Origin of the sequence: Blautia ammoniilytica (assembly GCF_025566965.1) — a bacterium.
GTDB lineage: Bacteria > Bacillota > Clostridia > Lachnospirales > Lachnospiraceae > Blautia_A > Blautia_A ammoniilytica.
Genome location: NZ_JAOQJL010000002.1, coordinates 145580 through 171927, shown reverse-complemented (window position 1 = coordinate 171927; position 26348 = coordinate 145580). Strand labels below are relative to the sequence as shown.

The window sequence follows — 26348 nt, the reverse complement described above, 5'->3', positions numbered from 1 at the left end:
AATCCCCCTCGTTCTTATTTCAGCATTTCATCCAGTTCTTTTTCCAGTTCCTTTACTTTGCCTTCCAGACGGTTCTTCTGGTCAATCGCATCCTGCTCTGTCTTTCTGGCTTCCTCCATCTGCATTTTCAGCGAAATCAGTTCATGCTTCAGATCATACATCTCCTGATCCTTCTGCTGCAGATCCTGTTCATAAGTCTCTACCTGCTTTCTTGCCTTAAAATAATCATCTGTAATATTCAGGCTGAGAAGGGTATGCTTCGTCTCCATGGGCTGTCTGCTATAACCTGGCATCTCGCTAAGCTCTGACAGCTTTCTGTTCATATAATTCGCAACCTGCTGAAAATACTCAGAAGATTCGTAACCTCCCAATGTAATGATTTTCCCGCCGATAATAACCTGCGCCGTATTTTTGACCGCCATCCGTACAAGCCTCCTGCTTTTCTTCTATCTGTAATCATTTAACCAATATAAATGGAATAATTTCTCTTTTTGGCACTTCTGCCGTTCTATTATAATCGAAATGTGTAAAAATGTATAGCATTATTTTTCGGATGGTATGGGATACCCCAGATGTTCATAAGCTGCGGCAGTTGCAATACGCCCTCTTGGGGTTCTTCCAAGAAATCCATTCTGCAGAAGATAAGGCTCATATACATCCTCCAGTGTACCTGCATCTTCTCCTATGGCTGCTGCCAGTGTTTCCAGACCCACAGGACCTCCCTGAAAATTACGGATCATAGTCTGAAGGATCCGTCGATCCAGCTTATCCAGTCCATAGGAATCCACTTCTAACAAGTCCAGTGCAAAATTCGCCACTTCCAGTGTGATCCTTCCGTCATATTTTACCTGAGCAAAATCCCTGACCCTTTTCAAAAGGCGGTTAGCAAGACGGGGAGTACCTCTGGATCGCTTGGCAATCTCAGCAGCTCCCTTTGGATCAATTTCTACTCCAAGTACCTGTGCAGAACGAATTACAATAGTTGTCAGCTCCTGCTGGCTGTAAAACTCCAGATGATGCACCACCCCAAAACGATCCCGTAAAGGTGCCGATAAAAGGCCTGCCCTTGTGGTGGCTCCTACCAGTGTAAACCTGGGAAGATCCAGACGGATGGATCTGGCCGACGCCCCCTTACCGATCATAATATCAATGGCAAAGTCCTCCATAGCAGGATAAAGAACCTCCTCCACCTGCCGGTTCAGCCTGTGGATTTCATCTACAAACAATACATCCCCTTCCTGAAGATTATTCAGTATAGCCGCCATCTCACCCGGCTTCTCAATAGCCGGCCCTGACGTCACCTTCAGGTGGGTGCCCATTTCATTGGCAATAATACCGGAAAGTGTAGTCTTTCCAAGTCCCGGAGGACCGTAAAACAATACGTGATCCAAAGCATCATGTCTTTGCTTTGCTGCTTCTATGTATATCCGCAGGGTATTTTTGGTTTTTTCCTGTCCGATGTACTCCTCCAGGGTCCTTGGACGAAGGCTTCCTTCCAGCGTATAATCTTCTTCTGTTACATCTGTGGTAATGATCCTGTTCTCCATTTCTTATATTCCCCTTATCTGACGTCAGAAATTCTTAAGAGCTGCTTTCAGAATCTCTTCCACATTCTCCAGATCCACCCCTGCAACAGATCGCACTGCCGCATAAGCCTCTGTGCTGCTGTATCCCAAGGCTGTCAATGCTTCTACCGCTTCTCTTTTGGCATCCGTCATGCCGTCTGAGGATACCACTATCCCTGCGGTCTCATGGGACAGCTTCTGTTCAAAGGCTTCTTCAAGGCTTAACTTATCACGAAGTTCCAGGATCAGTTTCTGGGCAGTCTTTTTCCCGATGCCAGGAGCCTTAGAAACAGTCTTGGCATCATCTGCCAGAATGGCGAATCTTAGTTCATCTGCAGACAGGCCGGACAGAACTCCCAAAGCTCCCTTGGGGCCAATGCCATTCACCCCAAGCAAAAGCCTGAACATAGAAAGATCATCTTTCTGAAGAAATCCAAAAAGAACCATAGCATCTTCCCTCACCTGGAAATACGTATGTATTTTATATTCTTCACCCATATGGATCCTGGAAAGGTCATTTCCTGTCATAAAGATCTCATAGCCAATGCCATGATTCTCAAGGATCACAGATGTTTCTGTCATATCTGCTGCTTTTCCCTTAACAAATGAAATCATGAAGTGCTCCTTAAATCCATAAATTTGTTTTATCATACCACAGGTCAGGAAAAAGTGCAAACATCCATTCGATAAAACAAAGCAGACAAATCTGCCTCAAGTTCCTCAATCCCTGAATTCATATGAAAGACCGCCCCACAGCTTAGCAGGACGGTCTTTCATGTTACAGCTATTTTGTTAGGATTGCCGGATGATCCCTCTTGGACAGACTTCTTTACATTGACCGCATCCCGTACATTTGTCAGGATCGATCTGTGCGCAGAAATCTGTTACAGTGACAGCTCCATTCGGGCAGGTCTTCTCGCATTTCTTACAGCCAATACAGCCTACATCACAAGCAGAAGTTACTGCTTTACCCTTTGCATGGGAACTGCATCCCACAAAAATCTGCTGTTCGTATGGAATCAGCTGGATCAGATGTCTTGGACACTTTGCCACACACTTCCCACAGGCTTTACAGGCTTCCCGGTCCACCACTGCCACACCATCGATCACATGGATAGCATCAAAAGGACAGACCTTTACGCAGCTTCCAAAGCCAAGGCAGCCATAAGTGCACATCTTAGCGCCGCCATTTGGCACAAAAGCCATCATCTCGCAGTCTTCCACGCCGGTATACTGATAATAATCCTTTGTTTTATCACAGGTACCTTTGCACTTTACATATGCAGTCTGGCGGATACTTTCTCCTGCTTCCTGTCCCATAATACCGGCAATGATCTTGCCTACCGGTTCGCCGCCTACCGGACAACGGTTCACTGGCGCCTCTCCTTTTGCAATGGCAGCTGCAAGACCGTCACAGCCCGGATATCCGCATCCACCACAATTATTCCCAGGAAGGGCCTCCCGGATCGCAACTTCTTTTTCATCTACTTCCACAGCAAACTTCTTCCCTGCAGCCCCAAGGAAAATACCAATAAAAAGGCCAACAAGGGCAACGAGTACAGTTGCTGTTACAATCGCCCCAATATTCATCTTACACCCTCCTTAAATCAGTCCGGAAAATCCAAAGAATGCAATGGCCATAAGACCGGCTGTGATCAGCACGATAGGAAAGCCCTGGAATGACTTTGGAATGTTGTTATATGCAATTTTCTCACGGATACCGGCCATAAGTACAATGGAGATCGTAAATCCCACTGCAGTGGCAAATCCGTTTACAGTTCCCTGAAGGATCCCGTAATCCTTCTGTACATTGATCAGGGCCACACCAAGAACTGCACAGTTGGTAGTAATCAGCGGAAGATACACACCTAGTGCCTTATAGAGGGCCGTCATGTTTTTTTTCAGAAACATCTCCACAAACTGTACCAGTGCTGCAATGATCAGGATAAATACGATGGTCTGCAGATAGGTCAGATCCAGCGGTACAAGAATGAACTTGTAGATCAGGCTTGTAACAAAGGAAGACAATGTGATAACAAAAATAACAGCGCCGCCCATTCCTGCAGCTGTATTTGTAGTCTTGGACACACCAAGGAATGCACAAAGCCCAAGGAATTGGCTAAGTACCACATTATTAACAAGCGCTGCACTTACAATGATCAAAAGCATTTCTTTCATGATTCTTTGCCTCCCTTCCCACTGCACATGGTATTGCCGCAGGCAGCACATCCGCCGCCGCATCCAGAACCGGAATTACTTGGATCGATTCCCCGCTTTGCAGCACCAATCTTAAATTTATTCTGGATGGCCGAAAGGGCTGCAAGTACAAAAAATGCACCTGGTGCAAGAACAAAGATGGTAACCGGCTGATAGCCGCCTTTACCTGCCGCATCTGCCAGTGGGATGATCTGATGTCCGAAAAGAGCACCTGCGCCAATCAGCTCCCTCACTGCGCCGATGCAGGTAATACTTACCGTGAAACCAAGTCCCATACCAATGCCGTCAAACAGGGATGCAACCGGCGGATTCTTGGATGCATAGGCCTCTGCCCTTCCAAGGATGATACAGTTTACCACGATCAGCGGAATGTAAATACCAAGGGAAGAATAAAGGGTTGGTATAAAGCCCTGGAGAAGCATCTGAACAATTGTAACAAAAGAAGCAACTACAACAATATATGCAGGCATCCTGACTCTGTCTGGAATGAAATTACGCAGAAGGGAGATCATCAGATTGGAGGCCGCCAGGATCACTGTGGTGGTAAGCCCCATACCAATACCATTCACAGCTGAGGTGGTGATTGCCAGTGTTGGACACATGCCCAGCAGCAGCACAAATGTAGGGTTTTCTTTTATGATTCCGTTATAAAGCCGTTCTGAAGGCGAATTCTGTTTCATCACTGATTGTCCCCCTCTCCTGCCAGCTGCATCTCATAACGATAAGCACACAGTCCGGCATTTACGCCGTTTGTCATGGCATTTGTAGTAATAGTAGCACCGCTTAATGCATCGATCTGATCAGCCCCGGCTGCTCCGGTCTTGGTATATGTGATCTTCTCTGTCTTTCTGTCCTTGAACTGGTCTTTAAAGTCGTCCGTATCTGCACGCATACCCATGCCTGCAGTCTCGCTGATAGAAAGGAAGGAAATACCTGTCATAGTACCATCGTCCTTTACTCCCATAGCAAATTTAATATCTCCGCCATATCCTTCAGATGTGGTAATGGTAAACGCATAACCAAGGACATTACCTGAATCATCCTTTGCAAGCATTACTTCGTTGATGCTTTCACCTGGATATCCCTGATCATCCAGATAAGCTTCCAGATCCGGATCCTCTGTATCGGTTAAAGTTTCAAAAGAAGCTGCATCTGCAAAAACAGCTTTATAGGCCTCTGACTTTTCTTTGGCTTCCTGCTTTGCAATAGGATCCGCAGTAATATCATGAACCAATCCCAGGAGAAGACCTGAGATCAATGTGATCACAGTCAGGGCAATGGCATCTTTTACGATTCTGTTACTCATGTTTTTTCCCTCCTTTTCCAAAGGCGGTAGGACAGGTAAAACGTTCGATCTGCGGCACAAGAAGATTGCAGAAAATGATCGCATAGGAAACACCCTCTGCTGAAGCGCCAAACAGGCGGAACACACCGGTAACAATACCCAGACAGATACCGTATACATACTGCCCCTTTTGCGTGATCGGCGATGTTACATAATCAGTTGCCATGAACCATGCACCTAGCATCAGACCGCCGGAAAACAGTTCACTAAGCAGATAATTCATATCAAAGCCCTTTCCTGAAAAGCAAAGGTACAGGACTACAAAAACAGAAAATGTACCCAGATATGTAAGCGGGATCTTCAGATCGATCACCTTAAAGGTAAGAAGGATCACTGCACCCAAAAGGATCGCCAGTGCAGAAGTCTCGCCAATGGTTCCCTGTATATTTCCCACAAAAAGATTCCTGATAGGAACAGACCCAGAAACAAACCCATGATCCTTTAATGCTGCCAGTGGTGTAGCACCTGTCACAGTATCCACCACTCCCTTAAAACTGTCTGAAACAGAAAAGTCTGTCATCCTTGCAGAAAAAGAAATCAACAGGAAACATCTGGCAGCCAGAGCAGGATTCATAAAGTTCTGTCCTAATCCTCCAAACAGCTGCTTTACAACAATAATTGCAAAAACGCTTCCAAGCACCGGTATCCATAAAGGAATGGAAACCGGCATATTCATGCCAAGCAAAAGTCCTGTAACAGCTGCACTCCAATCCTTTACTGTGTTAGGTTTATGCATGAAATGATCGTAAACCCACTCTGAACAGACTGCTGACAAAACAGACACACACAGCACAAGGAGAGCCCTAAGTCCAAAATTCCATACACCTACTGCAGCTGCCGGAAGCAGTGCCACAAATACCATCTGCATTATTTTTGCTGTTGTCATCCTGTCTCTTACATGAGGATTGGATGACACATGTAACATTTCTCCCATAATGTATGCCCCCTCTATTTCTTTCTACGGTTTGCAAGAACAATCTTACGCATGGACTTAATGCTTTGGGTCAGCGGACGCTTTGCAGGACAAATGTAACTGCAGCATCCACATTCACAGCATTCCATACCATCCATCTTCTGGAAGCCTTCCAGATCCCCATGTTCTGCAAGTGTTGCCAGCCTTGAAGGCATTACATGCCCGGGACAGACTTTTACGCAGCGTCCGCAGTTAATACATGCAGTAGCTTCTGATTCGGAAGCAGGATCCTCTGCCATACAAAGAAGTGCGGAGCTTGTCTTTGTACAGGGTACATGCAAATCAAACATGGCAAATCCCATCATTGGACCACCACTGATCACTTTTTTAACATTGTCTTTTAAACCTCCGGCTGCCTGCACCAGCTCCTCCACATTGGTACCGGTAAGTACTTCATAATGTGCAGGATGGCTGATACCGTCACCTGTAATGGTAATGATCCTGCTCATAACCGGGCGTCCCAGCAGTACAGCATTACAGATAGCTACCATGGTCTCTACGTTATCAACCACACACCCCACATCTGCCGGGAGCATGGAAGAATTGATCTCTCTGCCAGTCACTGCATAGATCAAAGTACGCTCACCGCCCTGAGGATATTTTGTCATCAGCTCTTTTACTTCGATCCGGGGAATATCCTGTACCAACTCCTTCATCTTCCGGATGCAGTCTGGCTTATTATCCTCAATACAGATGCAGCCCTTGGCATGTTCAAAAAGGGTAAGCACGATCCTCAGCCCGTCCACCACCTTCTGCGGCTCGTCCATCATCCTGCGGTAATCGCTGGTAATGTAAGGCTCACATTCTGCCCCGTTCACCAGGATATATTCGATCTTATCAGGATCCTTAGGAGACAGCTTGACCTGGGTGGGAAAGCCTGCACCGCCCATACCCACAACACCGCCTTCACGGATCCTGTCCAGGATCTCTTCTCTGGACAGATCTTCCAGTCTGGCTGGCACGAATTCTGCTTCTTTATATTCTCCGTCATTCTCAATGATAATGGAACTGACCATAGAACCAGTCGAGGTCAACCGTGGCTCAATCCCCTTTACTGTACCGGATACGGATGCATGCACAGGGGCAGATACAAAACCGCCTGCTTCAGCAATGACCTGACCTGCCAGCACATGATCTCCTTTAGTTACCAGCGGCTTGGCCGGTGCACCGATATGCTGGGAAACCGGATATACCAGTTCTCCTTTAGGCAGATACTTTTCTGTAGGACATTCTTTTGACATGTCTTTTCCGTCAAAAGGATGCACGCCGCCTTTAAAGGTTAAAAATCCCATACTCTTTATTGCCTCCTCCAGTTTATTTTATTTAGCTTCGTGTTCCTGCCGTTCTTTTCTGTGCAGCTTGTAACCTCTGTTCAGATTCGGATATGACTTCACGAAACGTTTTATATTATGACCAAATTTACCGGCCATACTTTCTTTGTATTTCCGAAGCTCTTTGTTGATGTCAGCCATGATGACAGCCCTTTTCTTCTCAAGCTCCACAAGTACTGCCGGATAATCCGGCTTTAAGGATATTTTCTCTTTCAGTGCCTGTCTTGTAACCCCCATAGACTCTTCCAAGGCATCCATCTTCTGCCTGCCTTTCAGCAAAAGTTCTCCCTGCATCTGCTCCAGAGCCTGCTCCCATGCCGGAATGCGATCTCGCAAATGGAAGGCTGCTGCTGCAGAAAAGCAAAAATCCACTGCGTATACAACTACGATCACATAAATCACAATCTCTCCCACCCTCTGAGGATAAAGAGCAACGATCTTCTCTACTGCCGGATGAAGGATCTTAAATAACCCCACTGTAAAAAATCCCCACCCGACGGAAGCTCCCAAGCAGATCCGACCCTGGAAATTAAACTTCTTATCGCTATAATCCCACCAAGAAGTATGGAAAATGTTCTCCATCAGCACAGCAGTTACATACTCCAGGGCAGTAGCCACGATAACGCCTCCAAAGTACAGAATCAGCAGATTCTCCTGAAACGGATACAGCACCAGATAAACAGCCAGGGCACCACATCCGTAAATCGTACAAAAAGGGCCATTAATAAAACCACGGTTCACCCATTCCCCTTCCTTTGCAGACACATAGCAGGTCTCCCAAAGCCAGCCCAAAAAGCTGTATATAAAAAACCAGCTGACAAGATGATACATGTCTATGCCTCTAATTGTCAAACTCCACATATGCTCCCCTTTCACAACTTTATCTTTTTATTACTATAACTCATTTTATGAAAAAATTCACTACCATTTTCAAAAAAATTTGTATATAATAAATAAAAATACATAAAAAGGAACGAGATCAATGATTGTTAAAAAAATGCCGATTTTACAAGGTTTTCCAGACTTTGAGTGTGTCAGAAAATTATCAATTTCAACCAGTCAAACCTCTGATTTCAACCCTGTTTTTTATGATATCGAAACCACCGGACTATCACGAAATTCCACTTTTTTATATTTGATCGGAGTTATCTATTATACTGGTGAAACCTGGCAGATGTGTCAGTGGATGGGCGAATCTCCACAGCAGGAAGAAGAAATTCTCACTGCTTTTTCATCCTTCCTTAAGCCTTTTACCTGCTCCATCCAGTATAATGGGGATCAATTTGACCAGCCTTATCTTGAAGCACGGCTGGCAGCCCATCAGATGGAAAATCCTTTTACAGAACTTTCTTCTGTTGATCTATATAAGAAATTAAAGCCTGTGAAAGCCCTTCTGAAGCTTCCTGGCATGAAGCAGGAGCAGATGGAAAATTTCCTTGGTATTTCCGCCAGACAGTACTGTAACGGAGGAGAATGTATCCATTTATACAAAGATTACATCAAAAACCAGGATCCGGCACTTCTTTCCTCTTTGCTTGGACACAACCAGGAAGACCTTCTCGGACTTGGCCGCGTCTATGAAATGATGGCCTATCTCTGTCTTCTTGATGGCAGATACACATGCACGGATCTTACCTGTACATCGGACAATCTTATCCTTTCGCTTGAGCTTCCTTATCCCCTTCCTGTTGCCTTTTCCAACAGGATTCAGGATTTTTATATAACAGGAGAAGGGAAAAAAGTTCGTATCCTGATAAATACTTATCAGGGCAAAGCCAGACAATATTATATGAATTACAAGGAATATGATTATATTCCAGGAGAAGATACCATAATGCCTAAAAGCCTGACCCGCTTTATGGACAAAAGCTTGCGAAAGCCAGCCACCAAAAACAACTGTTATACCTGGTTTGACTGCACAGGCGCTTTTCTTACAGATCCGGCCATTCAGAAAAAATACCTGGAGCACACTTTGCCCTGGATCATTCAAACCATTCATTAATGCAGAATAACGCTTACAAATTCTCTTTGATCATGCAAAAAGCCATACAAAAACCGCAGTCAAACCAGATGAACACTCAATTGATTTAACTGCGGTTAATTATTTCTTTGTATTAATCTCTTTGTATGAGCAAAGCATCAGTGTCAAATGATCGATACTGTTTGCTTCGTCCCAAGCAACTTGCCTGGCAACAGCAGATAGATTATTCTTCTACCGGCTCTTCCTCCTCTGCAGGAGCAGCACTCTCAAGTGCTTTCATGCTAAGGCTGATCTTCTTGTCCTCGCCATTAAAATCAACAACCTTTGCTGTGATCTCCTGACCGATGGATAATACATCAGATGGCTTTGCAACATGCTCACGGGAAATCTGTGATACATGAAGAAGAGCGTCAACACCAGGTGCAAGTTCAACAAATGCACCAAAGTCTGTCATACGTGCAACCTTGCCAGTTACTACATTACCTACTGCAAATTTCTCATCTGCTGTAAGCCATGGATTCTCCTCAGGGAACTTCAGAGAAAGGGCAATCTTATCACCATTGATATCTTTGATCAGAACAGTCAGCTTCTCTCCAACTGTGAATACTTTCTTAGGATTCTCAACTCTGCCCCAGGACATCTCAGAGATGTGAAGAAGTCCGTCAGCTCCGCCAAGATCAATAAATGCACCGAAATCTGTAACATTCTTAACAACGCCTTCTACCTTATCGCCAACATGGATCTTCTCCATAAGCTCTTTCTGTTTCTGAGCCTTCTCAGCAACCAGAAGCTGCTTGCGATTACCAATAATACGACGTCTTCTAGGATTAAACTCAGTGATCACAAACTCGATCTCCTGTCCTGCATATTTGGACAGATCCTTCTCATATGTGTCAGATACCAGGCTGGCAGGAATAAATACTCTTGTCTCCTCAACATTCACGCATAAACCGCCATCAAGTACCTGTGTTACAGGTGCTTTGAGAACTTCCTGGCTCTCAAATGCCTCTTCAAGGCGCTTGTTGCCTTTCTCTGCTGCAAGTCTCTTGTATGTGAGGATAACCTGACCTTCACCATCATTAACTTTCAGTACCTTTGCTTCCATTGTATCACCTGGATGAACAACTTCTGTTAATACAACATTTGCATCATTAGAGTACTCGCTCTTTGTAATGATACCGTCTGCTTTATAGCCGATATTCAGAATGATCTCGTCCTCTTTCACATCAATGACAGTACCCTGTACAATCTCTCCATTCCTAATAGTTTTTACGGAATCTTCCAGCATTTGTTCAAAACTTAATTCTGACATGTTCTTGAACCTCCTCAATAATTTTCTTTGGGGTGGAAGCCCCTGCTGTAATACCTACATAACTACTGCATTGGAACATTTCAGAATCCAAGTCTACAGGTGTTTGTATATAGTAAGTATTTTCACATTCCTTTTTACATATTTCAAACAGCTTTTGAGTATTGGAACTATGTCGGCCGCCAACAACCAGCATAGTGTCTACCTCTCCGGCTATGTGTTTTGCTTCTTTCTGCCGTTCTTCGGTAGCATTACAAATAGTGTTTAAAATATTGAGAATATTTAAAACAGTATTATCATACCTCTTTTTCCTAAGAATTTCAACTAAATCTTTAAATTTGTTGTAATTAAATGTCGTCTGAGACACAACACAGATCTTTTTACCCATAATTGGTACAAATTGATCTGCATCTTCCTTGTTGCGGATCACGGTGAAAGGTCCTGTGCACCAGCCGCAGATCCCCTGCACTTCCGGATGCTCACGATCACCAATGATCACGATCTGTGATCCTGCCAGGCTTTCTCTCTCTACGATCCGATGGATCTTCAGTACAAAAGGACAGGTGGCATCTACATAATCCAGCCCCTGTGCTTTGATCCTGTCGTATACATTCTTCCCCACACCATGGGATCGGATCACCACAGTTCCTTCCTGAATCGTCTCCAGCTGGTCTTCCTGGATCACCTGGACTCCTTTTTTCTCCAGGTCTTCCACCACACCCTCATTATGGATGATCGGTCCCAGAGTATAAATCGGTGCCACATTCTGGCTGATCAGCTCATATACCTTATCAACAGCCCTTTGCACGCCAAAACAAAAGCCTGCTGTCTTTGCAGTTACTACTTTCATTAGTCTTCCGCCTTTTCCCGGTAAATATCCAGGATCCGCTGTACCACCTGAGAAATGGTCATATCTGAGGAATCCACAAGCACTCCGTCCTCTGCCTGACGAAGGGGTGAGATTTCCCGCGTCATATCCCTGTGATCCCTGTCGCGGATATCCTGGCAGATTTCTTCAATACTGTGTTTTTCTCCCTTGGCTTCCAACTCCAGGGCACGTCTTTTCCCTCGTGTTTCTACGCTGGCAGTAAGGAAGATTTTTACCTGTGCATCCGGAAGTATGGTAGTACCAATATCCCTTCCATCCATAACCACATTATTCTCTGCTGCCAGAGAACGCTGAAGCTGGAACAGATGCTGGCGTACTGCCGGGACTGCGGAAACCACAGAAGCCATATTACCCACTTCTTCTTTACGGATCTGGCTGCTCACATCCCTGTCATTCAGCCATACCTGCTGTTCCCCATCCACATAACGGATAGAAACATGGGCATCCTGGCATTTTTCACTGATCTGGTCTTTCTGCTCAGCAGTGATGCCAAGCTCCATAAGATATAATGCTACAGCCCGGTACATAGCTCCTGTATCTACGTAGATAAAAGAAAGCTCTTTTGCCACAGCCCTGGCAATTGTACTTTTTCCGGCACCTGCCGGGCCGTCAATGGCTATATTAAAACCCATTTTCAAGTTCCCTCCTTGTAACCATCTAATTCATTCAATTTTACGGGATGGCCTGTGCTGCCAGATAAGCGGTAGACCAGGCGATCTGAAGATTGTAGCCACCGGTAACGCCATCAAGATCCAGTACCTCTCCTGCAAAATATAAGCCTTTCATTTTCTTTGATTCCATTGTCTGTGGGACTATCTCCTTTACAGAAACGCCGCCTCTGGTGATGATTGCCTCCTTAAACTCACCCATACCGGTTATGGTAAAAGGAAATGCTTTCACTACCTCTTCAAAATGCATCCTTTCCTCCCTGGATATATCATGGATCACTTTATCTCTCGGAATCCCGCCAAGAAGCAGCATAACAGGGGTAAGGGAAGAAGGAAACATATGCCCGATCACATTTTTAAACTGTCGGTTCTGTCCACCTTCAAATTCCCGGAGAACTCTGGCATCCAACTGCTCATTTGAAAGGGCAGGCTTCAGATCCAGATATCCTTTCAGTTCTTCTCCCTTGTCCAGATATCTGCCCAGATGCGCACTAGCGGAAAGAATCATAGGGCCGGTTACGCCAAAATGAGTAAACATCATCTCCCCAAAGTCCTGGTAAACCACCTTTTTCCCTGATTTCACAGTAAGCTGTGTGTTCTTCAAGGAAAGCCCCTGCATCATGGGAATATAATCTTCCTTGGTCTTCAGTGGAACAAGTGATGGGGAAAGTCTGGCAATGGTATGTCCTGCATCTTTAGCAAAGCGATACCCATCACCTGTGGAACCGGTAGCCGGGTAAGATAAGCCTCCTGTAGCAATAATCACTGCATCCGCTTCCAATACTTTCCCATGATCAAGGATCACGCCTTCCACATGGTCATCATGAAACTGCAGTTCTTTTACCTTCGTATTCAAATGAATCTGTACGCCTGCCTTTTTCAGTTCTTTTTCCAGGGCTCGGATAATATCTGAAGAATGGTCTGACACAGGAAAAACCCTGCCTCCCCGTTCTACCTTTAAAGGCACCCCTGCTTCTTCAAAGAAGGTATATACATCCTGATTGGTGTAAGTATAAAATGCGCTGTACAGAAACTTTCCATTACTCATCATTGCAGGAAAAAGCTCTTCCACATCACAGGCATTTGTAACATTACACCTGCCTTTTCCTGTAATATATAATTTTTTCCCTAGTTTTTCATTTTTCTCCAGGATATGAACCTGATGCCCCAGTCTTCCGGCATGAACACCTGCCATCATCCCTGCAGCACCGCCGCCTATGATCAAAACTCTGCTCATAAATTCTCAACTTTCTGTTTTCTGTGTCTCAGTATGTGATATGGCCTGTTGGAACCATCACTACTTATAAAAGTAAGGGGTTGTTGTATAAGCCTGCAAACTTATGCCTGCTTATACCCCACCCCCTTATCAATCTGCAAAGCTGCGAAATGTATTCTGTAACTGAAGCGTTACATCATTTCATTATACCGGATATGCTCCGTTCTTTGTATCTGCTTTTGTTTCATCAACCTTTGTCTCCTGAGCCTGACGATATTTGAAGAACTCAGTTGCAACCTGCGGGAACAGTGCATAGGACAGAACATCCTCATCCTGCTCCTTATACTGTGCCATCTCGCTTTCAAGCTTATCCAGCTCATTGTCAAGAAGGTCAGCCGGACGGCATGTGATCGGTGTTGTATCGCCGATGCACTTCTTCTGTACTTCTTCGTTAAACGGTTTTGCTGTAGCACCATATTTACCGGAGAGTACATCCTTTGTCTCTTTTGTTACCATCTTGTATCTCTCGCCAAGGATTACATTGAATACAGCCTGGGTACCAACGATCTGGGATGACGGAGTAACAAGCGGCGGCTCACCAAGATCTTTACGAACACGTGGAACCTCTTCCAGAACGTCATAGAATTTGTCTTCTGCATGCTGTTCCTTCAGCTGGGAGGTCAGGTTAGAAAGCATACCGCCTGGTACCTGATACAGAAGAGTCTTGATATTTACGCCAAGGTTCTTAGGATTGAGAAGGCCGCTGTCAAGAGCTTCATCACGCATTGGGCGGAAGTAATCAGCGATCTCAGCCAGAAGCTTCTGGTCAAATCCTGTGTCATATGGTGTGCCCTTAAAGGTTTCAACCATAACCTCAGTTGCAGGCTGGGAAGTACCCAGTGCAAACGGAGACATAGCTGTATCAATAATATCTACACCAGCCTCAACAGCCTTCAGATATGTCATGGAAGCAACACCTGAGGTGTAATGTGTATGAAGATCGATGGGGATCTTTACAGTCTCTTTCAGGGCTGTTACAAGCTCTGTAGCCTTGTATGGAAGAAGAAGACCAGCCATATCCTTGATGCAGATGGAATCAGCGCCCATCTCCTCGATACGTTTTGCCATGGTTGTCCAGTATTCCATTGTATAAGCATCACCCAGTGTATAGGAAAGAGCTACCTGTGCATGGCCTTTTTCTTTGTTAGCAGCCTTAACTGCTGTCTGAAGATTACGAAGGTCATTCATACAGTCAAAAATACGGATGATATCAATACCATTTGCAAGGGATTTCTGTACAAAATACTCTACCACATCATCTGCATATGGACGATATCCAAGGATATTCTGTCCACGGAAAAGCATCTGCAGCTTTGTATTTTTGAATCCGTCACGTAATTTACGAAGTCTGTCCCACGGATCCTCTTTCAGGAAACGAAGGCAGGCATCATAGGTAGCACCACCCCAGCACTCTACTGCGTGATAGCCAACCTGATCCAGTTTATCAACAATGGGAAGCATCTGTTCTGTGGTCATACGTGTTGCGATCAGGGACTGATGTGCATCACGGAGAATGGTTTCCACAATTTTAACAGGTTTTTTTTCAATTTCTGCCATGATTGTACTCCTTATATTATTCTAAAATATTAAACTCCATAAATAGCCATAAATGTACCGGCTGCTACTGCTGTACCGATAACACCTGCCACATTGGGTCCCATAGCATGCATGAGAAGGAAGTTGGTAGGATCTGCCTCTGCACCAACCTTCTGGGATACACGGGCAGCCATAGGCACAGCGGATACACCTGCAGAACCGATCAACGGATTGATCTTGCCGCCGGAAAGTTTGCACATAAGCTTACCAAGCATAACACCGCCAAATGTACCAAATGCAAATGCCACAAGACCAAGAACTACGATCTTCAGTGTAGCAACATTAAGGAATGCTTCAGCACTTGTAGATGCACCTACAGAAGTACCCAGAAGGATAACTACGATGTACATCAAAGCATTGGATGCTGTCTCTGTCAGCTGTTTTACAACGCCAGACTCTCTGAACAGGTTACCAAGCATCAGCATACCTACAAGAGGAGCTGTGGTAGGAAGAATCATACATACTACGATGGTGATCACGATTGGGAAGAGGATCTTCTCAAGCTTGGATACAGGACGAAGCTGATCCATTCTGATCTTACGCTCTTCTTCTGTTGTAAACAACTTCATGATCGGAGGCTGGATGATAGGCACAAGGGACATATAGGAATATGCCGCCACAGCGATAGGTCCCATCAATGAGGACTGTCCCAGCTTACCTGCAAGGAAAATAGATGTAGGACCATCTGCACCGCCGATAATGGAAATAGCTGCTGCTGCCTTTCCGTTGAAGCCAAGGAAGATGGCAAGGAAGTAAGCAACATAAATACCAAGCTGTGCAGCTGCACCCATGATAAAGCTCTTAGGATTGGCGATCAACGGACCAAAATCTGTCATCGCACCTACACCCATAAAAATAAGGGATGGTAAAATACTCCACTCATCCAAAATGTAAAAATAGTGAAGAAGTCCACCTACACCATTGGACATATCTTCCGGATTAGCCATAATATCCGGATAAATATTAACCAAAAGCATACCAAATGCGATGGGAACCAGAAGAAGCGGCTCAAATCCCTTTGCAATAGCCAGATAAAGGAATACGCATGCAACCACGATCATCAGGTAATTGCCCCATGTCAGATTAAAAAATGCTGTCTGGTGAAGCAGGTTGGACAAAGTATCTGTTACATAAGACATCTGAATACCTCCCGACTTAGTTTAATGTTGCAAGGGTATCTCCATTTTCAACAGAGGCACCTTCTGCCACATCAATACTTGCAACTGTTCCGTCCTGTGGAGCTACTACCGGAATCTCCATCTTCATGGACTCAACGATTACAATGCTGTCACCGGATTTAACAGCCTGTCCTACAGATGCAACGATCTTTAATACTTTTCCAGGCACCTGTGCTGCTACCTTTACGGAACCTGCACCAGCAGCTGCTGCTTTCGGTGCCGGTGCTGCCTTTGGTGCCGGTGCTGCCTTTGGTGCCGGTGCTGCCTTCGGTGCCGGTGCTGCTGCTCTTGGAGCTGCTGCCGGTGCTGCACTTCCATTCTCTTCTACGGTTACATCATATGCAGTTCCATTAACTGTGATTGTATAATTTTTCATTTTGAAATCCTCCTGTTATTTACCATTTCTTACGATTAACTTTGCGGATAGAACGTACAACAAAACTGTCTGTGCTGGTGCCTTCTGCAGCAGCAATAGCAGCTGCGATCACTGCAACCAGTTCACCATCGTCTGCTGTTTCTTCAACAACAGGTGCTGCTACTGGTGCCGGTGCTGCCTTTGGTGCCGGTGCTTCTGTTTTCTTCTTGCTGCCATTGGGAATAAAACGGAACAGCCAGATCACAAACATCAGGAAAAACAGGACACAGAATACGGTGGCAAGACCCATCACTGTATTCATTGCAGCTCTTTTCAGTGTATCACTCATTGAATATTGGATGTCTACATTTACAGATGTAGGAGCACCAGACTCATTAAATACGTATACAAACTTTGCATCTGATTTCTCAAATGCTACAGGAACAGTAATGGTATACTCACCATTTGCCTCAGAGAAGTCTGTCTCTCCGGCATCCTTCTGATCCTCTTTCATGGTTCCAAGCTCATCCTTTGCACCAGCCCATGCTGTCATAGCACTGGTAGTAAAGCTGTCACTGGACTTGGAATAAGCCTCTACCTGATCATCTGTCAGCTGGACAATGGTCTGGGTCAGGCCTTCTGCAGTTGTGATCATCTGCTGCTTTAGCGTATCATCCACATCTGCCCATACAGCTCCGGCTGTACCCAGTACAAGGGCTGCCGCACATAAGATCGAAGCGCAGAAGCAGGATACTTTCTTAAAAATACCTTTCATATGCTCCACCTCACTTAGACCGTTGTGTGTTTCTTGGACGGACGTGCTTCTCTTTTTGTGAAAAGCATCTCAAATGCACCAATCACATATTTTCTTGTGTCTGCAGGACTGATAATGGTATCTACATATCCTCTCTGTGCAGCAGACTCAACGCTGGACTGAAGTTCTTTGTACTGAGCTGCCTTCTCATTCAATGTAGCTGCATCTGCACCTGCATACATGATCTTGGCTGCCAGGGATGCGTCCATCATACCGATCTGTGCATCTTCCCATGCATAAACCATATCTGCACCAAGGGCTTTACTGTTCATCACTGTATAAGCGCTTCCGAATGCTTTGCCGACGATCACGTTAACCTTCGGTACAGTTGCATCTGCAAAAGCATGTACCAGCTGTCCAAGAGAAGCTGCAAGAGTTCTCTCGTTGCATTTGTCTGCTTTAAAGCCTGTTACATTGGTAAGAGTAAGTACAGGGATCTGGAAAGCATCGCAGAATTTCACAAAATCTGCTGCTTTTCTTGCGCCTCTTGCAGAAAGGCTTCCGTCTAACTCTTCAGACTTGTTGTCCTGTGCATCATAGATCTCGCTTCTGTTAGCAACAGCACCTACAGTAGCTCCGTTCAGACGGATAAATCCTGCTGCAATATCTTTGCCGAAGTCTGGTTTGATCTCAAAGAACTGCTCATTGTCAGCGATCCTTGAAAGTGCAATAGCAGCATCTCCTGTGCAGTTTGCAATATCCTCACATACACGGTTCAGGTCATCTGTGCACTCCATATATGCATCAGAATCCTCATTATTAGACGGCAGGTAGGAAATCAGTTCACGGATCTTCTCAAGGATCTCATCTTCGGTGCCAACTCCGTCGATCAGTCCTGTCTCACTGCTCTGGAATGCAGCATCAGATGTATCACATTTGTCAATGTGATTGCCTTCCAGTGCATTTGGGGAATTCACAAACATTTTTCCTTTTTTGCTCTCTATAAAAGTAAAATCAGTAAGTGCCGGAACAACAGCCATACCTCCACCGCAGGTACCGAAAATACCTGTAACCTGGGGAATCACTCCAGATGCCAGAGTCTGCTTGAAGTAGATCTCTCCAAAAGCCTCCAGTGCATCGGTAGCTTCCTGAAGACGAAGTCCTGCACAATCGATCAGGCCGATCACCGGTGCGCCGGTCTTAATGGCAAGGTCATAAAGTCTGGTGATCTTCTTGGCATGCATCTCGCCAACTGTACCGTTTAATACGGATACATCCTGGCTGTATACATAAACCAGATTCCCGTCAATGACACCATATCCGGTAATAACTCCGTCAGAAGGTGCTTTTTTTTCAGCTAAGTTGAAATCAGTGCTTCTGGCTGTCACACTTTGGCCGATCTCAACAAAACTGTTTGCATCAAGCAAAGAAGTAATTCTTTTGCCTGCTAAGCTTTGTGTTGCATTACTCATTCTTATTTGCCCTCCGTTTTATAAAAATTTAAAAGTATAACCAAAAAATCTGCCGATTGTAATTGTACAATTTTTCAACTTTTTTTTCAAGTCTTTTTATACTGAAACAGCAAAAAAGAGCCTTGCAAAAGGTTCCCTTTCGGGAATCTTTCGGCAAAAGCTCCTTTCCATACTTTTTCTTCTTTCTTTTTTTTGTTTCAGCTATGAAAAAATAAGTGAAACACCTGATCCACACACCAGAAATAACTGATCCGTTCCACATTCTTATCTGCAACAACCGGATAAGCAGACAGCAGTTCATCTCTAAGCATGTATCGCACTTCTCCGATCTTCTGTCCCTTTTGCACAGGAGCCTGAAGTTCCTTTTCCAGCTTCAGGCTGCAGCTTACCTTTTCATCGGTACGAACCAGTACTTTTTTCTTTTTATCTGTTTCTTTTGCCCTTAATTTTCCCTGGATCCATACCTTTTGTCCCGGCCTGCTGCCTCCTGTGGTTCCATTTTCAACAGAAATCCTTGGGATCTTAAGCTCTTTCCAGTAATTTTCATATCTGAAACAGGTTTCCCCGTATTTCAGAAGCTTTTTTGCATCCTGCCATTTGTAATTTTTATTACCAGGCCATCCACATCCAAGAAGGGCAATGATAAATGTCCTTTCCTGGTTCTCACAAGCACACACGTAACAGTATCCTGCATTGCCGGTAAATCCTGTTTTTCCTGAAAGCACCCCTTCTTCCATATCAAGGAATGCATTTGCATTATGCAGGGAAAAATGTCTTTTGCCACTTAAATCTGAAAAAGAATAATCCCTTGTCTGGGTGATTTTAAGAAATACCGGATTGGAAATAGCATAATTCATGATCCTTGCCAGATCCTCAGCCGTGGTATGATGTACACCGCCTGCATCCGAAGCATCCAGACCATTTGGTGTAATAAAATAAGTATCCTTGCATCCGATCTCTTTTGCCTTTGCATTCATCATGTCAGCAAAGCCTTCCACGCTGCCGCCGATATGCTCTGCAACTGCCACTGCTGTATCATTATGGCTTTTCAGCATCAGAGAATATAAAAGGTCTTCCAGGTAATACTGTTCTCCTTCATGCAGGTTCAGCCTCACCTCCGGCTGGGAAGCGGCATTTTTTGAAATACTCACATAGTCATCTCCGGATCCGTTTTCCAAAGCCAGAATACAAGTAAGCACTTTTGTTGTACTTGCATTTGGTCTTGGTACTTCTCCGTCCTTCTGATAAAGGATCCTGCCGGAATCTCCATCCATCAGCACTGCTGACAGGGAATAGAGACTCCCCGGCTCTTCTGGCTCACTGTTTTCTACCAGATCCACCAGATTGGGGATCATCTGTACCTCCGTAACTTGGCTTTTTCCATATGCCGGAATATAAATAGTTGCAAGAAGCAGCAGACACCAGCACACTGCTGTCTTTTTCAGTATTCCTTTCATCTGACACCCCGCAGCCTGATATCCGGATACACGGATCCAGATACCTGATTTTATAATAATCATATGCAGGCATGTCCTGAATATACCTTAACCGTTATATGTTTTATCCCATCGTTCAGACAGACTGCCCGGCATAAGGGCCAGGCTGTATAATTCCATCAGATCTTTCGGAGCTGCAAGCAAAGCCTTACGGAAGTATTCTTCCAGCTGCCTCACAGGTATCTGACTTTCCTTTACAGGTGCAGGAGTCATAAAGTGCCCCAACATATCCTCCTGGAAATTCTTTCCGCCCAGTCTTAAAATGCGCCCGATCCATTTTCTTCGCATGCCTCCGTCATCACAGACCATAAGATTTGTAAAATATTTCATCATTTTCATGGAAATGCAAATATTACTGCTGCTTACCTGAGGAATCGCCTGATGGATCACCTTTGCATAGCGGATATCCGGCACAACCCCGCAAGAAGGGTAATATGCATAGGGATTTTTACCTGTTTTTTCCATCAGATATCTGTCAAATTCTGTTTCCAAGGTGCTGTGACGCAAAGCTCCGGAGTCATCCACCTGATTCACATAGGGATGGCAAACAGAATCCAAAAGATAATGGCAGCCAAACCCCATCATATATGCAAACAGTGCATGACTGTCTGTCTCTCTCACTTTTTTCATCCCTGCCTCAAAAAAACCGGCAGCCTTCTGCCGGTGCATGGAAACACCTTTCGCTGTCACCGGATTCGGCGTAACCATAAAGTAAAACAGGATATCTGGCCCATGAACACCGATCCTGAATAATTCTCCGTTTTCCCGGATCAGCTGCTGCAAAGATGCAGGCAGCTGCCTGTAAACCATTTTTCCAAACAGATCATGTGCATATGTGGTTGGCATTTGTTCATCTCCCTTTACACATCCAGCCGAAGCTGTACTTCCTCTTCTGCTTCTGCCTTAAAATCTTCCAGCTTTACAGGGTCAAGAGCAGGCAGTTCTTCCAGTCCCTGAACACCAAAGGTACGCAAAAATTCTTCTGTTGTACCAAACAAAATCGGTCTTCCCGGCGCATCCAGGCGCCCAAGTTCCTTTACAAGGGAATATTCCACCAGCTTATTCACTGCATGGTCACTTTTCACCCCGCGGATCTTCTCGATCTCTGCCTTTGTGATAGGCTGCTTATATGCAATAATGGAAAGGGTTTCCAGCATTACATCTGTAAGGGATGGTTTCTTAGGCTGCATGGCGATCCGGATCAAATTCCCGTAATATTCTTTTTTGGTGCACATCTGAAAGGAGTCTCCCAGTTCAATGATCTGAATCCCCCTGTCTTCTTCCTGGTATCGGTCCATCATATGATGGATCACCTTTCTTGTTGTCTCTTTATCCTGCTCTACTGCTTTTGCGATCTGTGTTAACTCTACAGAATCTCCCATTGTGAAAAGTATGGCCTCGATCGCTGCTTCCATTGTCTTGATCTCCACTTACTAACCTCTTCTATGTTCCATTTATACGGAAGCTGCTTATGCATCCTCCGCAAATTCAGTCAAATTCTTCCATGTGTCAGGATCTGTTACAACATCGATCTGAATATCGTCAAATAATTCTTCCTGCACCACATGGATATGCCCCATCTTCATAAGCTCCAGTACAGAAAGGAAAGTAACGATCACTTGAACTTTGGAACACTGCCTTTCCAATAGCTGTCTGAAGCTGAACTTCCTGTGGCTTTTTGCAAAATCCTTCATCTGAAGCATTTTGTCGGAAAGACTTACTTCTTCCTTCTCAATAGTTCCAAACTTGCTTCGGATAGGATCGATCCTGTCATCCTGTTTTCGTATGATGGATTTGTAGATCTCATTCAGCTTTTCCAAGGTCAATCCTTCAAGAAGAGCAGACGGATCCACAGGCTCTCTGTACTGCAGCACTTCCTTTGGAACCGTAGGTTTTTTGTAATAAATCCCTTCTGCATCGTCCATCTTATCACGAAGTTCATAGGACATATATTTATACATTTTGTATTCAAGAAGCTTCTGCACTAGTTCTGCTCTTGGATCCTCTTCCTCTCCATCTTCATTGACTTCCTTAGGAAGAAGCATCCTGCATTTAATATCCAGAAGTGTGGCTGCCATGACCATAAACTCGCTCATAACACCCAGATCTTCTTTTTCCATAGCATGGATATATTCCATGTACTGATCTGTGATCTCCACGATAGGAATATCATAGATGTCTATTTTATTTTTATCGATCAGGTGAAGGAGCAGATCTAGTGGTCCTTCAAACACATTTAACTTTACAGATATAGCCATTCGTATCGTTCTCCCGGTGTTTCATTTTACATGTTCTGCATGGGATTGTAAAGGGTGGCTTTGCATATTATAAATGTTTCAAGATCCTGTGCTTTCCAGTTCAATGATCAGAAGTTCCCTTGGATTATGGATCCGCACAGGAATGGTATGCTCCCCCAGCCCTGCACTTACCAGAATATATTTTCCTTCTTTTTCAAAATCCCCGCAGCAAAATGGCGGAAACAGCAGATACTGAGGACTGGTCAGGCCACGATGCCTGGACAGCCGTAAAATCCCCCCATGATAATGACCGCAAAGAGTCAGATCTGCATTCCAGGAGAAATAAGCTTTTCCGTATTTGGGATTGTGGGCCAGAAGAATATTCAGTCTGGATGGATCACCTGAGCCCAGTAAATTCTTGATTTGTCCACAGGTCAGCGTTGGCGAATCCGGCTTATGATAATACTCCATAGGGAGTTCCAGTCCGTAAATAGTCAACGGGATATCCCCTATCTTAAGATCCTTCTTTTCATTGTGAAAGATCTTTATGCCGCCTTTTACCAATTCCTCTTCATAATCCGTATAGATCCGGGCAGTCTCCGGCTGAAGCTTCATCCTGCATTCATGATTGCCAAGAGCCATATAAACCGGGAAATCTTCTGAAAGCTTCAAAAGAAGCGCCCTTGCCACCGGAATGGAATGGGGTAATGTACGCACGATCATATCTCCTGCACACAAAACAAGATCCGGCTGCTGCCTGCATATTTCTTCCAACAGCACCTGATTTCCCGGACCGAATTCTCTGCCATGCAGATCTGTAAGAAAAGCTGCTTTCAGTTTTTTCCCTTCAGGGATTTTGGACGATGTAAGCTTGTACACCTGTGTGCGAAAACGGATCATTTGCCAAACCCACAGGTCGGAAAAGTACAGACCTTACAATTCAGGCAAAGTCCGCCCTCGCCATATGCAGCCACTTCCTCTTCGTGGATTTCATCTCCGGCTGCCAGTCTTGGAAGAACAAGGTCAAAAACCGTTCGTTTTGCATACATCACACAGCCTGGCAGTCCGATCACAGGAATACATTTTCCGTCTTTCTCATAATAGGAAATCAGAAGCATAGCTCCAGGAAGCACAGGTGCACCATAAGTTACGATCCTGGCTCCTGTATCTTGGATCCCGCCTGGCGTACGGTCATCCGGATCTACGCTCATCCCACCGCTACAAAGCACCATATCTGCTCCGTTTTTTATGAACTGAAGGATATCCTCTGTGATCTGAGCTTTATCATCTCCTGGCATAGTCTGGCCTATAACTTCCATGGAGTATTCCTTTAATTTTTCTACCAGCACCGGTGTAAAGGTATCCTTTATCAACCCCTTTTTCACTTCACTTCCTGTAGTTACAACCCCTACTTTCATAGTTCTGTAAGGAAGAATAGAAAAAATCGGATCTGTTCCTGCCGCTTTACAGGCTTTATCCATCTTTTCCTGTTGGATCACAAGAGGGATGATCCTGGTCCCTGCAATCTTGTCGCCTTTCTTCACAGGAAAATCTCCATGTCTTGATGCGATCATCATTTCCCCCTGGCTGTTTACTGCCAGAAGTGCATCCCTTCGGATCTTCAGCACTCCGTCTATATCTGCGATCAGCTCGATCTTTCCCTCACTTACTTCCGTTCCGTGCATATGCTCTCCTGCACATATCTGATATAGGATCTTTGCAGCCTCATTTTCGTGAAGGATCCCTTCTTTTTTCTCCCAGACAAATAAATGCTCTTTTCCCACTGAAAGAAGAAGAGGAATATCCTCTTCCCGGATCACATGGCCTTTTTTAAACAGAACTCCCTTTTTTTCATCTTTAATGATCTGCGTAATATCGTGACACAACACACTACCCACTGCATCCTTGGTACAAATCTCTTTCATATGCCAACCCTCCTTTATAAACCGGCTCTGCAAAGTTTTGCATAAACACCGTTCTTTTCCATCAGTTCCTTATGGGTGCCTTCTTCCGCGATCCCATCCTCAGTGAGCACAAGGATCCTTCTTGCATTCCGGATCGTTGACAGCCTGTGTGCAATCACAAATGTAGTTCTGTCTTTTGCCAGCCGTTCCAGCGAATCCTGTACCACCTTCTCACTTTCATTATCCAAAGCTGAAGTCGCTTCATCAAAAATAAGAATGGGCGGATTTTTCAGAAATGCCCTGGCAATTGACAGTCTTTGCTTTTGCCCTCCGGAAAGCTTCACTCCTCTCTGCCCTATGTCTGTATAATAATTATTGTCCATTTCCATAATAAAATCATGTGCATTGGCAGCCTTAGCAGCACGGATCACTTCTTCATCTGACGCATCCGGTCTTCCATATCGTATATTATCCAGAACTGTTCCTGCAAAAAGATAAACATCCTGCTGTACAATACCAATATTATTTCTCAGATCTTTCAGACGGATGTTGCGGATATCCTTTCCATCCAGGTAAATAGCACCACCTGAAACATCATAAAATCTGGGGATCAGACTGCACAAAGTGGTTTTCCCTGCTCCGGAAGAACCCACTAATGCTACATACTCTCCTGGCTTCACTTCCAGATTCACGTGAGAAAGAACACTCTCCTTATGATCCTCATAGTGAAAGGATACATCCTCAAACCTTATATCCCCTTTCGCATGTTCAAGGGGCTGTGCATCCGGTGTGTCTTCGATATCCGGAGCAATGGACATCATTTCAAGGAAACGGTCATATCCACTGTATCCATTCTGGAATTGTTCTGTAAAATTCACAAGCTTTGTAACCGGCTCCGTAAAATTGTTGATATAAAGCAGGAAGGTAACAAGGTCTGCTGCCAAAATGCTTCCTCCTGCCAAAAACATAGATCCGGAAACCAGTGCTACAACTGTGATCAAAGTAGTAAATGCATCCATTCCGGCATGATATCCTGCCATATAACGATATGATACACTTTTTGCCTCTACAAATCTTTCATTTCCTTTTTTGAATTTCTCAATCTCCCGTTTCTCATTTCCAAAAGACTTTACCACCCTGATCCCTGCCAGGCTGTCTTCGATCTGGCTGTTAATATCCCCAATACGTACACGGTTTTCTTTAAAAGCGGTTTTCATTTTACGGTTATATATAAGAGCATAAATAAGCATTACCAAAACAACCAGGAAACAAAGAAGTGCCATTTTCCAGTTCACATTCATCAAAATGATCAATGCGCCAAACAATTTGATCACGGAAATAATAATATCCTCCGGTCCATGATGCAACAGCTCACTGATATCAAAAAGATCGCTGGTGATTCTTGAAAGAAGATGGCCTACTTTCTGATTATCATAAAATGCAAAGGAAAGCTTCTGATAGTGACTGAAGATCTCATTACGCATATCATGTTCGATATAGGCGCCCATCATATGCCCGTAATAGGTGATAAAATATCTGCTTCCCAGCTGTACAAGAATAAGAACCAGCATACCAAGGCCAATATATAAGATGGTCTTCTGTGCCTGTGCAACCGGCATATCACCTATGGAGGTCATAATGTACCTTACCAGCAAAGGGATTACAAGCGTTACGGCTGCGCCCAGGATCGCAAAAAACAAATCGGCAAAAAACAGGCCTTTATACGGCTTATAATATGCTGCAAGCAATTTTAATTTGTGGTCTTTTCCTTTACCCTTGTTCATGATTCATTTCCTCTTTCC

Annotated in this window: 27 protein-coding genes; 1 reads left to right on the top strand and 26 read right to left on the bottom strand. The window is 44.6% G+C overall.

Features of this window, described 5'->3' with window-relative positions; genetic code table 11:
* Nucleotides 1-14: 14 nt before the first annotated feature.
* From OCV61_RS01785 to OCV61_RS01740, 10 genes are all read right to left on the bottom strand, one after another.
* Entirely contained in the window at nucleotides 15-422 is a 408-nt protein-coding gene (locus OCV61_RS01785; RefSeq protein WP_158420356.1) for a cell division protein ZapA, read from the bottom strand.
* Nucleotides 423-542: 120 nt separating this feature from the next.
* Nucleotides 543-1547 carry a Holliday junction branch migration DNA helicase RuvB gene (gene ruvB, locus OCV61_RS01780; RefSeq protein WP_158420355.1) on the bottom strand — a complete coding sequence of 335 codons (1005 nt, stop codon included), beginning with the start codon at nucleotides 1545-1547 and terminating at the stop codon, nucleotides 543-545.
* 24 nt (nucleotides 1548-1571) lie between these two features.
* Nucleotides 1572-2180 (bottom strand): Holliday junction branch migration protein RuvA, encoded by a 609-nt coding sequence (gene ruvA / locus OCV61_RS01775; RefSeq protein ID WP_158420354.1) that lies wholly within the window; start codon nucleotides 2178-2180, stop codon nucleotides 1572-1574.
* A gap of 177 nt (nucleotides 2181-2357) precedes the next feature.
* Entirely contained in the window at nucleotides 2358-3155 is a 798-nt protein-coding gene (locus tag OCV61_RS01770) for an RnfABCDGE type electron transport complex subunit B (protein ID WP_158420353.1), read from the bottom strand.
* A gap of 12 nt (nucleotides 3156-3167) precedes the next feature.
* On the bottom strand, nucleotides 3168-3743 hold the full coding sequence (rsxA, locus tag OCV61_RS01765; protein WP_158420352.1) for an electron transport complex subunit RsxA: 576 nt from the start codon (nucleotides 3741-3743) through the stop codon (nucleotides 3168-3170).
* Complete coding sequence (gene rsxE, locus OCV61_RS01760) at nucleotides 3740-4462, bottom strand: electron transport complex subunit RsxE (RefSeq protein WP_158420351.1); 723 nt, start codon at nucleotides 4460-4462, stop codon at nucleotides 3740-3742. Before rsxE ends, rsxA begins: the two co-directional genes overlap by 4 nt.
* Complete coding sequence (locus OCV61_RS01755) at nucleotides 4462-5088, bottom strand: RnfABCDGE type electron transport complex subunit G (RefSeq protein WP_158420350.1); 627 nt, start codon at nucleotides 5086-5088, stop codon at nucleotides 4462-4464. The genes rsxE and OCV61_RS01755 overlap by 1 nt, the downstream gene beginning before the upstream one ends.
* Nucleotides 5081-6061: an RnfABCDGE type electron transport complex subunit D gene (locus OCV61_RS01750; protein ID WP_158420349.1), complete on the bottom strand. Its 981-nt coding sequence runs from the start codon at nucleotides 6059-6061 to the stop codon at nucleotides 5081-5083. Before OCV61_RS01750 ends, OCV61_RS01755 begins: the two co-directional genes overlap by 8 nt.
* 14 nt (nucleotides 6062-6075) lie before the next feature.
* Complete coding sequence (gene rsxC, locus OCV61_RS01745; RefSeq protein ID WP_158420348.1) at nucleotides 6076-7392, bottom strand: electron transport complex subunit RsxC; 1317 nt, start codon at nucleotides 7390-7392, stop codon at nucleotides 6076-6078.
* Nucleotides 7393-7419: 27 nt separating this feature from the next.
* Nucleotides 7420-8262: a putative ABC transporter permease gene (locus OCV61_RS01740; protein WP_262582597.1), complete on the bottom strand. Its 843-nt coding sequence runs from the start codon at nucleotides 8260-8262 to the stop codon at nucleotides 7420-7422.
* 151 nt (nucleotides 8263-8413) lie between these two features.
* Here OCV61_RS01740 and OCV61_RS01735 point away from each other — a divergent pair, with 151 nt between their 5' ends.
* Nucleotides 8414-9433 (top strand): ribonuclease H-like domain-containing protein, encoded by a 1020-nt coding sequence (locus tag OCV61_RS01735; RefSeq protein ID WP_158420346.1) that lies wholly within the window; start codon nucleotides 8414-8416, stop codon nucleotides 9431-9433.
* 202 nt (nucleotides 9434-9635) lie between these two features.
* On the opposite strand, the gene rpsA is transcribed toward OCV61_RS01735, so the two are convergent.
* The 16 genes from rpsA to OCV61_RS01655 form a co-directional block, all read right to left on the bottom strand.
* Complete coding sequence (gene rpsA, locus OCV61_RS01730; RefSeq protein WP_158420345.1) at nucleotides 9636-10724, bottom strand: 30S ribosomal protein S1; 1089 nt, start codon at nucleotides 10722-10724, stop codon at nucleotides 9636-9638.
* Entirely contained in the window at nucleotides 10705-11571 is an 867-nt protein-coding gene (ispH, locus tag OCV61_RS01725) for a 4-hydroxy-3-methylbut-2-enyl diphosphate reductase (RefSeq protein ID WP_158420344.1), read from the bottom strand. Before ispH ends, rpsA begins: the two co-directional genes overlap by 20 nt.
* On the bottom strand, nucleotides 11571-12242 hold the full coding sequence (cmk, locus tag OCV61_RS01720) for a (d)CMP kinase (RefSeq protein ID WP_158420343.1): 672 nt from the start codon (nucleotides 12240-12242) through the stop codon (nucleotides 11571-11573). The genes ispH and cmk overlap by 1 nt, the downstream gene beginning before the upstream one ends.
* A gap of 40 nt (nucleotides 12243-12282) precedes the next feature.
* A complete protein-coding gene (locus OCV61_RS01715; RefSeq protein WP_158420342.1) occupies nucleotides 12283-13515 on the bottom strand; it encodes a BaiN/RdsA family NAD(P)/FAD-dependent oxidoreductase in 1233 nt (410 codons plus the stop codon).
* A 183-nt stretch (nucleotides 13516-13698) separates the two neighbouring features.
* Nucleotides 13699-15111 carry an oxaloacetate decarboxylase subunit alpha gene (locus tag OCV61_RS01710; protein WP_158420341.1) on the bottom strand — a complete coding sequence of 471 codons (1413 nt, stop codon included), beginning with the start codon at nucleotides 15109-15111 and terminating at the stop codon, nucleotides 13699-13701.
* Nucleotides 15112-15140: 29 nt separating this feature from the next.
* On the bottom strand, nucleotides 15141-16289 hold the full coding sequence (locus tag OCV61_RS01705; protein WP_158420340.1) for a sodium ion-translocating decarboxylase subunit beta: 1149 nt from the start codon (nucleotides 16287-16289) through the stop codon (nucleotides 15141-15143).
* 16 nt (nucleotides 16290-16305) lie between these two features.
* Nucleotides 16306-16704 carry a biotin/lipoyl-binding carrier protein gene (locus OCV61_RS01700; protein ID WP_158420339.1) on the bottom strand — a complete coding sequence of 133 codons (399 nt, stop codon included), beginning with the start codon at nucleotides 16702-16704 and terminating at the stop codon, nucleotides 16306-16308.
* A gap of 19 nt (nucleotides 16705-16723) precedes the next feature.
* On the bottom strand, nucleotides 16724-17458 hold the full coding sequence (locus OCV61_RS01695; protein ID WP_158420338.1) for an OadG family protein: 735 nt from the start codon (nucleotides 17456-17458) through the stop codon (nucleotides 16724-16726).
* Between the two features lie 14 nt (nucleotides 17459-17472).
* Complete coding sequence (locus tag OCV61_RS01690; protein WP_158420337.1) at nucleotides 17473-18909, bottom strand: acyl-CoA carboxylase subunit beta; 1437 nt, start codon at nucleotides 18907-18909, stop codon at nucleotides 17473-17475.
* 197 nt (nucleotides 18910-19106) lie between these two features.
* A complete protein-coding gene (locus OCV61_RS01685) occupies nucleotides 19107-20429 on the bottom strand; it encodes a D-alanyl-D-alanine carboxypeptidase family protein (protein WP_262582595.1) in 1323 nt (440 codons plus the stop codon).
* A gap of 24 nt (nucleotides 20430-20453) precedes the next feature.
* The gene (locus OCV61_RS01680; RefSeq protein WP_158420336.1) at nucleotides 20454-21251 is read right to left on the bottom strand and encodes a zinc dependent phospholipase C family protein; all 798 of its coding nucleotides are present in this window, start codon (nucleotides 21249-21251) and stop codon (nucleotides 20454-20456) included.
* Nucleotides 21252-21265: 14 nt separating this feature from the next.
* The gene (scpB, locus tag OCV61_RS01675; RefSeq protein WP_158420335.1) at nucleotides 21266-21835 is read right to left on the bottom strand and encodes an SMC-Scp complex subunit ScpB; all 570 of its coding nucleotides are present in this window, start codon (nucleotides 21833-21835) and stop codon (nucleotides 21266-21268) included.
* A 39-nt stretch (nucleotides 21836-21874) separates the two neighbouring features.
* Nucleotides 21875-22663 carry a segregation and condensation protein A gene (locus OCV61_RS01670; RefSeq protein WP_158420334.1) on the bottom strand — a complete coding sequence of 263 codons (789 nt, stop codon included), beginning with the start codon at nucleotides 22661-22663 and terminating at the stop codon, nucleotides 21875-21877.
* Nucleotides 22664-22741: 78 nt separating this feature from the next.
* Nucleotides 22742-23542, bottom strand: a complete 801-nt coding sequence (locus OCV61_RS01665; RefSeq protein ID WP_158420333.1) for a metallophosphoesterase — start codon at nucleotides 23540-23542, stop codon at nucleotides 22742-22744.
* Nucleotides 23539-24567, bottom strand: a complete 1029-nt coding sequence (locus tag OCV61_RS01660) for a molybdopterin-binding protein (protein WP_158420332.1) — start codon at nucleotides 24565-24567, stop codon at nucleotides 23539-23541. The genes OCV61_RS01665 and OCV61_RS01660 overlap by 4 nt, the downstream gene beginning before the upstream one ends.
* Before the next feature lie 14 nt (nucleotides 24568-24581).
* Nucleotides 24582-26330, bottom strand: a complete 1749-nt coding sequence (locus OCV61_RS01655; protein WP_158420331.1) for an ABC transporter ATP-binding protein — start codon at nucleotides 26328-26330, stop codon at nucleotides 24582-24584.
* Between the last annotated feature and the right edge of the window lie 18 nt (nucleotides 26331-26348).